Origin of the sequence: Kitasatospora sp. NPDC089509, assembly GCF_044749365.1 — a bacterium.
In the GTDB taxonomy this organism is placed as follows: domain Bacteria; phylum Actinomycetota; class Actinomycetes; order Streptomycetales; family Streptomycetaceae; genus Kitasatospora.
Genome location: NZ_JBIVHS010000052.1, coordinates 1 through 10,928, shown reverse-complemented (window position 1 = coordinate 10,928; position 10,928 = coordinate 1). Strand labels below are relative to the sequence as shown.

Annotated in this window: 8 protein-coding genes; all 8 read left to right on the top strand. The window is 71.4% G+C overall.

What is annotated here, in order from left to right:
* The first annotated feature begins 1,691 nt into the window (after positions 1-1,691).
* A complete protein-coding gene (locus ACIP4P_RS44945; RefSeq protein WP_400930291.1) occupies positions 1,692-2,750 on the top strand; it encodes a hypothetical protein in 1,059 nt (352 codons plus the stop codon).
* On the top strand, positions 2,731-4,077 hold the full coding sequence (locus tag ACIP4P_RS44940; RefSeq protein WP_400930288.1) for a cytochrome P450: 1,347 nt from the start codon (positions 2,731-2,733) through the stop codon (positions 4,075-4,077). Before ACIP4P_RS44945 ends, ACIP4P_RS44940 begins: the two co-directional genes overlap by 20 nt.
* Positions 4,078-4,116: 39 nt before the next feature.
* The gene (locus ACIP4P_RS44935) at positions 4,117-4,770 is read left to right on the top strand and encodes a hypothetical protein (protein ID WP_400930285.1); all 654 of its coding nucleotides are present in this window, start codon (positions 4,117-4,119) and stop codon (positions 4,768-4,770) included.
* Positions 4,771-5,016: 246 nt separating this feature from the next.
* Positions 5,017-5,988 carry a mevalonate kinase gene (gene mvk / locus ACIP4P_RS44930; protein WP_400930282.1) on the top strand — a complete coding sequence of 324 codons (972 nt, stop codon included), beginning with the start codon at positions 5,017-5,019 and terminating at the stop codon, positions 5,986-5,988.
* A complete protein-coding gene (gene mvaD, locus ACIP4P_RS44925) occupies positions 5,978-7,027 on the top strand; it encodes a diphosphomevalonate decarboxylase (protein WP_400930279.1) in 1,050 nt (349 codons plus the stop codon). Before mvk ends, mvaD begins: the two co-directional genes overlap by 11 nt.
* The gene (locus tag ACIP4P_RS44920; RefSeq protein ID WP_400930276.1) at positions 7,024-8,133 is read left to right on the top strand and encodes a phosphomevalonate kinase; all 1,110 of its coding nucleotides are present in this window, start codon (positions 7,024-7,026) and stop codon (positions 8,131-8,133) included. Before mvaD ends, ACIP4P_RS44920 begins: the two co-directional genes overlap by 4 nt.
* A gap of 35 nt (positions 8,134-8,168) precedes the next feature.
* Positions 8,169-9,236 carry a hydroxymethylglutaryl-CoA reductase gene (locus ACIP4P_RS44915; protein ID WP_400930273.1) on the top strand — a complete coding sequence of 356 codons (1,068 nt, stop codon included), beginning with the start codon at positions 8,169-8,171 and terminating at the stop codon, positions 9,234-9,236.
* Positions 9,237-9,366: 130 nt separating this feature from the next.
* Entirely contained in the window at positions 9,367-10,461 is a 1,095-nt protein-coding gene (locus ACIP4P_RS44910; RefSeq protein WP_400930270.1) for a polyprenyl synthetase family protein, read from the top strand.
* Positions 10,462-10,928 lie beyond the last annotated feature (467 nt).

Genomic DNA, 10,928 nt, shown 5'->3' with positions numbered 1-10,928 from the left:
GACGAGACGCTCCACGATCGTCACGGGATCAGTCTACTTAAGTCACCCAAATGAGATGTTTTCTTAATCTGTAGGTTCAGGGTTCGAGCCCTTGGTGGCCCACCGACAGAAGAGTAAGGCCAGAAACCTACTAACCTGGCTCTTTTTGCCTTTGACGCTTCCTCGTGTTCTTGGTGCGCGTCCCGCTCTGCCTTTGATTTGCCCGGTCTATCCCCGTGCGGGGATGAAGCGGGGATAGCGCCCCCGAATCGCCCCTTCCGGGCCCCCTTCCACCCATGGCCGGGGTAGTCCAGCAAGGTCCACGTTCGGACCCACTCCTCCCCATCGTGTGCATCCGCAGCGCTGACGACCGGCGTCCTTCTGGTGATCGTCGGCCACACCACACCGGTTGAGGCGAGCAGGTTCATCACCCCGTTCCTCGTCTTCTTCGAACGTCGCCGCGTCTGAGCGCCGAGGGCCGGGGCCCGTAACGGGACCCCGGCCCTCACCGGCGCTGCGTGCGATCCGCATGGGGCTGTGCCAAGCCGGGATAGGCGGCACGCGGGGAACACGCCGTCCCGCGCGGCAATATCTGCGCGAGGCAGCGGGGCGCGCATCGGACTCTGCACTTCACCTGCTTTTCGGTCGGGCTGGCCGCAGCTGCCAGAGCGCTGCGGCCGCCGAAGCCCCTCCACCGGGGTACTCGCCTAACTGCCCGGCCCTTCACTCGTCCGCGCCTCGGATTCACCGGGCTGACCGGCACCAGACCCGCCGGACCAACGGTGCCGGCGGCATCGGCAGGCGGCCGCCGCCGGGGAGTCGGGTCAGGGCGTCGGGACGGCGTGCAGGGAGTGGCGTCCGCCCACCCCGACGGCGCAGACAGCACTGTCGCGACCTCGCCCTCGATCAGTGGTGCGGTGACCGGCATTCGGCTTCGGGCTTCCCTCTCGGAGTGCGCCCCTGGGCGGGTGGGCCGTGACATGCTCCGTGCTTTCGCTCCGTTCTCCCCCGCTCGCGCCGCTGCGCTCCGGTGACGAGGGCTTCTCTGCGTGGGACCGTTCTCCCGGGTCTGCAGATCGCCGCCGTCCGCTTAGGGCCGGCGATGGCCGACCGGTTCCGGGTAAGCCGCACCACAGGCCGCCGAACGCTTCGGCTCTCCGCTTTCGCCCGCCCGCCACGCGTGGGCCAAGTCTCCCGGAGTTCCTCGGCGCACTAGCCGGCCTACCGCGGCCGCAGGGCCAGTGTCCGGGCGGGCGCCGGTCGGCCGACAGCGACCAGCCCACCGAGATAGGCCATGACCACACCCCTGTTCTGTCGTCCCGGGCGACGAAACAGCGACATTGCCCCACCCTCGCACCCCCACTCGATGGTCGGACAGCAGCCGCGCCGGATCCGCGCCCAAGGGCGAGCATTTGCAGGCTGGCCTTAGCTTTCCCCCAACACCCATATTTTGAAGGCAAGTTGCCTTTGGCTAGGTGTAGGAGCAGGAGCCCCTCGCCAGGCACCGAACGGCCGCCGCACACTGACGCGCTACCAGCCGGAACCCCACCCGGCACAACGGCTCCCACCGGCGTCGAACCACCACCCTTCGGATGCCGTCACCAAGGGCCTGCCCCCGCATCACGTCGCCCGGTACAGCCGCCAGAGGGAGCCCCGGTCTCCACTCATGGCCCACTCTTCGTACCGCCTCCTGAACAGTCGTTGGGACCGCCATGACTCAGCAGGACCCGCATTCCGCCGCCGACGTCGACGCCACTCGGCCCCCGTCCCCCTCCCACCTCTACGGTCTCCCCTTCGCCGGCCGCATCAGCCCGCTCGCGGCCGAGGCCGGGCAGGCCAACGGCCGGTGGGCGTCCTCCATCGGCCTGGTCCGCAGCGACCGGGCGTCATGGCTGGCCGACTGCGCACCGCACCTGGCCGCCGCCCGCATGTACCCGGACGCCGAAGTCCCCCGACTCGCGCTGATCGCCGGCTACCTCACCTGGTTCTTCCTCCTCGACGACCGGCTCGACCACGACCCGGCCGACAGCACGGCGAGCGTCCGCAGCCTCGTCAACCTGGCCGCCCTCCTCGACCACCCGCCGCCTACCGCGCCGCCCGACCCGCTGCTCGGCGCCTTCGCCGACCTCCGGCGGCGCACCCGTGAACTCGTGCCGCGGACCCTGGCACAGCGGCTCGACGCGCACCTCCGTCAGGTCTTCGACGCCTTCGCCACCGAAGCCGGGCACCGCCGTGACGGCAGGCCGCCGTCCGAGAGCGAGTACGTCGCCCTGCGCCGTCGGACCAGCTGCGCATGGATCTTCGCCGACCTCGCCGAACTCGCCCAGGACACCGAAGTCCTGCCCCTGCTCCATGCCAGCGCCGACTACCACGCCCAGGTCGCGTGTGCGGCCGACATCGCCGGCTGGGACAACGACCTCGTCTCCCTCGCCCGCGAGACAGCCCGGAACGAGGGCGACAACCTCGTCATCCTCCTCTCCCGCAACCGAGGTTGGAGCCCGGAGCGGGCCCGCGAGGAGGTCGCCCGGCGGATCCGGCAACGGGTGCGGGAGTACCCGGCCGCAGAGCAGCGGACGCTCGCACGCATCGCGGCTTCCGGGTTGAACGGCCCTGAACGCACCCGGCACGAAGGGGTGATCGTGTCCTTTCGCGACGTGCTCTCCGGTGTCCTGGCGTGGAACCACGGTGACACCCTGCGCTTCACCGGCCCCCCGGCCGCCCCCGGCCCGCACCGCATGGGAGGAACCCCCGATGCCGATCCACGGTCCTGACCACCCGCGCCCTTCCGGCCGCCTGCCCCTGCTGGGCGACGCCCTGTCGCTGCGCCGCGACCCCTTCGGATTCCTGGACTCGCTGCGTGGACTGGCGGACCTCGTCGAACTTCGGATCGGCCTGCAACGGGTGTACCTGCCCACCACGGCCGCCCTCACCAGGGCCGTCCTGACGGACCAGGCACGCCACTTCCACAAGGGCGCCCAGTTCGAGAAGCTGCGCCCCGTCATCGGCGACGGCCTGGCCTCCGCGGAGGGCCGCGCCCACCGGCGCCAGCGAGCCCTGGTCCAGCCCGCCTTCCACCGCTCCCGCTTCCCCGGCTACCTCCAGGTCGCCGCCCGGACGACCGCCGACCGCACGGACTCGTGGCAGGACGGCCGGACCCTGGAGATGGACCACCAGATGTACCGCCTCGCGGCCACGATCGGCACCCGCATCCTCTACCACAGCACCCTCGACGACGGATCCGAAGCCATCATCGACGACGCCGGGCTGACCGTCGTCCAAGGCATCGGGAAGAGAGTGACCGCACCCTTCGGCCTGGCCGAGCGGCTGCCGACCCGCGCCAACCAGCGCTACCACGCGGCGGTGGTGAGCCTGCACCAGGTCGTGTCGCACATCGTCAGGGCCCGCCGTTACGACGGGCATGACCATGGAGACCTGCTGTCCGTCCTGCTGTACTCCCAGGACCGCGGGACGGGGGACCGGCTGACCGACCAGCAGGTCCACGACGAGGTGATCACCATGCTCGGCGGCGCCACCGAGTCCACCGCCGTCAGCCTCTCCTGGACGCTGTACGAACTCGCCCGCCACCCCGACATCGAACTCCGCGTCCTTGATGAGCTGGACGCCGCCGTGGGGGACCGCGAGGTCTCGGCCGACGACCTCGACGCGCTTCCCCTCCTGCGACGGGTCGTCGACGAGACGCTGCGCCTGGAGGGACCGGCCTGGATGCTCACCCGCCGGGCCGCCGAGGCCGTCGACGTCGGCGGCCGCACCCTGCCCGCCGGCACCGCCCTCTGGTACTCCCCGTACCTGCTCCACCACGACCCGGACCGCTACCCGGATCCACACCGCTTCGACCCCGACCGCTGGCTGACCGCGCCCGCCGGGGAGAGCGCAGACGCGCTGTTCATCCCCTTCGGCGCCGGCATCCGCGCCTGCATCGGGGAGAGCCTGGCCCGCGCCGAACTGCTCGTCGTCCTGGCGACCCTGCTGCAGCGGTGGCGCTTCCGCCTCGCTCCCGGCGCGCGGGTGCGCAAGGTCGCCGGCTTCGTCCTGAGCCCCAGCAGCCTGCCGATGACCGTGACCAGACGTCCCCGCTGAAACCGACCGCACCGTCCCCACCATCGAAGGGCGCACCCCGTGTTCAACGTCCTCTTCACCGCCGGCGGCGCGGCCTGGGTCCTCACCTACGCGCTCATGATCCGCCAGGGCTTTCGCCAGCAGACCTATTGCATGCCGCTCGTGGCACTGTGCGCGAACATCTCCTGGGAGTTCCTCTACTCCTTCGTCACCCCCTACCAGGGGCTCCTCCGCTTCGCGATCATCGCGTGGTTCGCCCTGGACGTCGTGCTGCTGTACCAGCTGCTGCGCTTCGGACCGTCCGAGTTCCCCGACCTCCCGCGGCCGGTCTTCCACGCCATGGTTCTCCTCACCCTCGCCATCGCGTTCCCGACCGTGCTGACGGTCAACTCCTTCTTCCACGACCCGTGGGGCGTCTACTCGGCCTACGCGATCATGTTCCTCATGGACGGGCTGTTCCTCGCCATGCTCATCTCCCGCCGCTCGGCCCGGGGGCAGACCCTCCCCATCACCGTCGTCAGGGTCCTGGGCACCGCCGCGATCACCCTCGCCTTCAGCCGCTACACCCCGGACTTCCCCAACGCGCACACCCGGCTGCTGAACTGGCTCTACATCGGCACCACCGTGCTCGAACTGGTCTGCCTCGGCGCGGTGGCGTACGTGGTCACCCGGACCGCCCGCGACCTCCGGACGGCCTCCGGCGCCGAGGCCTAGCGACTAGCCGGAACGTGCCCGTGCCGCATCGACAGGGCCTCGCTCCAGCTCGGCATCCGGCACTGCGCACGCGCGGACAGGAGACGTGGCACCGTCCGTCCGCACCTCGGCTGAAGTCCGCGGCCGACGCCGGCAGCCGCAACCACAGGCACCCCCAGCCGCACCTCGGTCCCGAGCGAACGCCCGACCGTGAAAGAGCTGAGACCGTTGACCTCAGACACAGCAGACAACTCATCAGCAGACGGCATGACGGGGCCTGCCCGGGACGGCCGGGCCTGGGCCAAGGTGATCGTGGCCGGTGAGCACGCGGCCGTCTACGGAGCCCCGGCGCTCGTCCTCCCACTCCCACAGCTGACGGCCACCGCCACAGCCCGGCACGCCGCACCCTCCTGCGCGAACCGTGACACCTTCTCGTTCACAGCAAGCAGCCCCCTGCGGCCGCCCCCGCAAGCCCCCGAGGACAACGGCGAAGGAATGCGAGCGCTGGCCGCGGCGCTGCGCACCGCCGCAGGCGTACCTGCGGAGCACAGCGTCGTGGTGGAGATCGACTGCTCGATCCCACCCGGACGCGGTCTGGGCTCCAGCGCGGCGTGCGCGAGGGCGGCCCTGGACGCGATGGCCGCACTCTTCCAGTTCGAGCTGACCCATCAGCTGGCGTACAGGCTGGTCCAGGTCGCCGAACAGGTGACCCACGGGCGGGCCAGCGGTGTCGACGCGACAGCTGTCGGAGCCACCGTCGCGCTGCTGTTCCGCGCGGGAACGGCTCGTGAACTCGTACCCGGCTGCGACGGCCTCATCGTCGTAGCGGACAGCGGCACCCCTGGACGGACCCGGGAGGCCGTGGACCTCCTCGCACGAAGCTTCGGGGGCCGTCCGGGTTCGCAGGAGGCCTTCGTCCGGAAGGCCACCGACCTGACCGAGAAGGCGGAACAGGCCTTCACCGGCGGGCGGCTCCAGGACCTCGGCGCCGCCATGCACTCCTACCACGTGCTGTTGCGAGACGCCGGCCTGAGTACCGGCCCGATCGACACGATGGTTCGTGCGGCGACCGCCGCCGGAAGCCCCGGCGCGAAGATCACCGGCGGCGGCATGGGCGGCTGCGTGATCGCACTCGCCCGGATCGAGCAGGAACGGGAGATCACCCGCGCCCTCCTGGCGGCCGGCGCGGAACGAACCTGGTCCACACCACTGGGAAGACGGGACGGCGATGACTGCTGAGGACCCCCAGAAAGGCAGAGACCGGCCGGAGGCCGAGACCGGTGCCGCGACCGCGCTCGCCCACCCGAACATCGCCCTGGTCAAGTACTGGGGCAAGCGCGACGAGCGCCTGGTCCTGCCGTGGACCGACAGCCTGTCGATGACCCTGGACACCTTCCCGACCACCACCCGAGTGCGACTCGCCCCCGGGCTCCGACAGGACACGGTGACCCTCGACGACGAGCTCCTCGTAGGCGAACCGCACCGACGGGTCGTCGCGTTCCTCGACCTGATCAGGGAACGGTCCGGCCGACCGGAGAAGGCCGTGGTTGAAAGCCGCAACACCGTGCCAACCGGAGCCGGACTGGCGTCCTCGGCCAGCGGCTTCGCCGCACTGGCCACGGCCGCCTGCGCCGCCTACGGCCTGCGGCTCGGCTCCCGGCCCCTATCCCGACTGGCCCGGCGCGGCTCCGGCTCCGCTGCCCGATCCGTCTTCGGCGCCTTCGCCCTCTGGCACGCCGCACGAGCCGGATACGACGATCCGGATCTCGGCTCCTACGCCGAGCCGGTACCGGTGCGCCTGGACGTACTGGATCCCGTGCTGGTCATCGCCGTCGTCGACGCGGGCCCCAAACCGGTGTCCAGCCGAGAGGCCATGCGGCACACCGTCGACACCTCACCGCTGTTCCGGTCATGGGCGGCTTCCAGCAGCGCCGACCTGGCGGGAATGCGGGCGGCGCTGCACCGCGCGGATCTCGACGCGGTGGGCGAGATAGCCGAGCGCAACGCGTTCGGGATGCACGCCGTGATGCTCGCCGCTCGTCCGGCCGTCCGCTACCTGTCACCGGCCTCGCTGACCGTCCTGGACGCGGTGCTGGAGCTGCGCCGCAACGGGGTCTCGGCCTGGGCGACGATGGACGCGGGACCGAACGTCAAGGTGCTGTGCCGCCGCGCCGAGACCGAGCGGGTCGCGTGCGCGGTGCGCGCGGCTACAACGGGCGGCTCGGTGCACGTGGCCGGGCCCGGGCCAGGGGTCCGGCTGCTGGGGGAGTACCGATGAGCGCCTCCGGAGCACCGGTGGTGCGTCGCGCGCCGGGAAAGCTGTTCGTCGCCGGTGAGTACGCGGTCACGCAGCCGGGCACCCCTTCGCTTCTCGTGGCGGTGGACCGCCACGTCACCGTCACGGTGACCGGGTCCAGCACTGCCCAGGTCACGATCTCCTCCGACCTGGCCCAAGGTCCGGTGCGCCTGCGCTGGGACACCGGGCGGCTGGTCCTCGCCGAGTCCGGCACAGGGGTGGGGCCGAGGTTCGCGCACGTGGTCGCCGCCGTCGAGACCGTCGCGCACCTCCTGGTCGAACAAGGCTCCTCCCTACCGGAGTTCGACATTTTGGTCAGCAGCCGACTGCACGACGGCGGGGTGAAACTGGGCATGGGCTCCAGCGGCGCGGTCGGCGTGGCGACCGTCGACGCCGTGACGTCGTACTGCGGGCTCACTCCGTCGCCCGAGCAGCGCTACCGGCTCGCCCTGCTGGCCGCGGCGGGGATCGATCCGGCCGGGTCGGGAGGGGATCTGGCCGCCGCGGTGTGGGGCGGCTGGATCGAGTACCGGGCGCCCGAGCGGCCGACAGTGCTCGCCCTGGCCCGCCGACAGGGCGTCACCGCCGCGTTGGAGACGAGGTGGCCGGGCTTCGCCGTCCGTCGGCTCCCCGCTCCGGCGGACCTGGCCCTGGAGGCCGGCTGGACCGGAGCCCCCGCCTCCACCACCCGGATGCTCGCCGACCTGCACCGCACCACCTGGCACGGCACGCCGTCCCACCGGCGCTTCGTGACCGCTACCACGGCCTGCGTGCAGGCCTGCGCCGAAGCGCTCGAACTCGGCGACGCCCAGGCACTGCTGGAACAGGTTCGGCGGGCCCGGACCGAGCTGTCTCGGCTCGACACGGAGACGGGGCTCGGCATCTTCACCCCCGCCCTGACCGCGCTGTGCGACATCGCGCAGCAACTCGGCGGCGCCGCCAAACCCTCCGGCGCCGGGGGCGGCGACTGCGGCATAGCCCTGCTGGAGCACACGGACGCCGTCCAGGAGCTGCGGCGGCGCTGGGCCTCGGCCGGGATCCGGCCCACGGACCTGCGTGCCACGAACGACGGACCCGAACCCCCGTAACCGCCCCGCCGGTCGACTCACCCCTGGAGGACCCGATGCCCCACGACCACGCCACCGCCGGCGTGCCGATGCGCTGGGTGGGACCGGTGCGCATCTCGGGCAACACCGCCACCACCGAGACGCCCGTCCCGCTGGCCACCTACGAATCGCCGCTGTGGCCCTCCGTGGGCCGCGGCGCGAAGGTCTCCATGCTCTGCGAGAGCGGTGTCGTCGCCACCCTGGTCGACGAACGGATGACCCGCTCGGTGCTGCTGGAGGCGACCGACGCGCAGACCGCACTCGCCGCCGCCCGCAGCATCGACGAACACCTCGACGACCTGAAGGCGGTGGTTCACGGCTGCAGCCGGTTCGCCGAACTCGTCGGCGTCCGCCACGAGATCAACGCCGACCTGCTCTTCGTCCGATTCGAGTTCACCACCGGCGACGCCGCCGGCCACAACATGGCCACGCTCGCCGGCGACGCTCTCCTGCTCCACCTCCTGCGCACCGTCCCCGGCATCGCCTACGGGTCGATCTCGGGAAACTACTGCACGGACAAGAAGGCCACCGCGATCAACGGCATCCTGGGCCGCGGCAAGAACGTGGTGACCGAGCTGCTGGTGCCGCGCGCGGTGGTCGCCGACGTGCTCCACACCACCGCGGCGCGGATCGTCCGGCTGAACGTGCACAAGAACCTGCTCGGCACCCTGCTCGCCGGCGGCATCCGCTCCGCGAACGCCCATTTCGCGAACATGCTCCTCGCCTTCTACCTGGCCACCGGCCAGGACGCGGCGAACATCGTCGAAGGCTCACAGGGCACCGTCATGGCGGAGGACCGCGACGGAGACCTGTACTTCGCCTGCACCCTGCCGAACCTGATCGTCGGCACGGTCGGCAACGGCAAGGACCTCGACTTCGTCGAGGCCAACCTGGCCGGACTCGGCTGCCGGAGCGCCGGCGAACCCGGCTCCAACGCCCGGCGGCTGGCAGTCATCGCCGCCGCCACCGTCCTGTGCGGCGAACTCTCCCTCCTCGCCGCCCAGACCAACCCCGGCGAGCTGATGCGCGCCCACCTCCACCTCGAACGCGGCAGACCGGCACCCGAGACGCCAGCACAAACCTGAACACCACCTTCCCCGCCCTGCACGGCCGTTCCCGCACCACCACCGCCCTCCCGCACGGCAAGCACGGCTGCAACACCGCAGTACGAGCCGCCGATGACACCCCGCGCCCACGGATCGGAAGCCTCCGGCCATGACCAACACCCCCGACGATGCCCCACCAGGAGCCCTTGACGTGCCCGGCATCCGAGCAGCCGTCGAACGCTGCTTGGACGAGTTCCTGACCACCAAAGAGCAGACGGCGGCCCGGCACCGCCTGCCCCCTCAAGCAGCCCGAAGCCTGCGCTCCTTCATCGAATCCGGCGGCAAGCGCCTGCGCCCGCTACTCTGCGCCCTCGGCTGGTACGCCGCCGGCGGCCACGGCCCCCCGCCCCGGCCCGTCCTGCGCGCCGCGAGCGCACTGGAGATGTTCCACGCCTTCGCGCTCATCCACGACGACATCATGGACCGTTCCGAGACCCGCCGCGGCCGACCGACCCTGCACCGGGCACTCGCCCACCAGCACGCCGACCAGGCGCCCGACGCCGCAGCCGAGCACTTGGGCGCCAGCGCGGCCATCCTCATCGGCGACCTCGCCCTGTGCTGGTCCGACGAACTCCTCCACACCGCGGGCCTTCCCGCCGACCGCCTCCACGCGGTCCGGCACCTGAGCGACCTCATGCGCGAGGAAGCCATGTACGGCCAGTACCTCGACCTCCTCACCCCCACCACCCCCGCCCACGACCTCCGGAGCCCGCTCACCGTCATCCGCTACAAGACCGCCAAGTACACCTGCGAGCGCCCCCTGCACATCGGCGCCGCCCTGGCCGGCGCCGGCCCACCCGTGTTCGACGCCTGCACCGCCTTCGCCATCCCCCTGGGCGAGGCCTTCCAACTGCGCGACGACCTCCTCGGCGTCTTCGGCGAACCGGAGCGAACCGGCAAGTCCCGACTGGACGACCTGCGCGAAGGCAAACGCACCGTCCTGATGGCTCTCGCCCACCGACGCGCGAACCCCGCACAGTCGAGGACCCTGCACGAGCTCGTGGGTCGTCCCGGTCTCACCGACCACGACGCCGACCGCATCCGGACCGTCCTCATCGAGACAGGAGCACGCGACGAAGTCGAGAACATGATCCGACACCGCCACGACCGAGCCCGACAAGCGCTGGACCGGGCCCCGTTCCCGCCCCCAGCGGTCCACGCCCTGCGCCACATCGCCCACCGGGCCGCCCACCGGACCGTCTGACCCCCCCCGGGTGCGGCGACCTTCCCGCCGGAACCCGCCGCCCCGCCGACCCCACAGGCCCAGCCGTGGCCCGACCGCGTCCTGCCCGCCCAAGGGGGCACTCCTTGACGGCGATGACCCCCTCCCCGGAGAATGCCGCGCGAGCAAGCCACGCGAACTCGGCGCCCTGGGAAGCCACGGTCGCCAGTCGCGCTTGGATGTGGGGGTCCTCGCATCTTCCGGCCGCATCGAAGCCGACTGTCGCGCTGGCACGCCTGCGGCAGTTGCCAGAGCGTCACAGCCGCCGAAGCGCCCTTCACCGGGACCTGAGCTGTCGGGTCCACCCGCCCATGGATCGGTTTGAGGGCAGGGGCCCGTCCCCGAGGCTGCCGCCGCTCGACGTTGGTACGGGCGGGTGCGCAGTAAGAAGTCATCTCATTTGGACAGTTGAGTAGACTCCGGGCGTGCTGATCGTTGAGCGTCTGGTG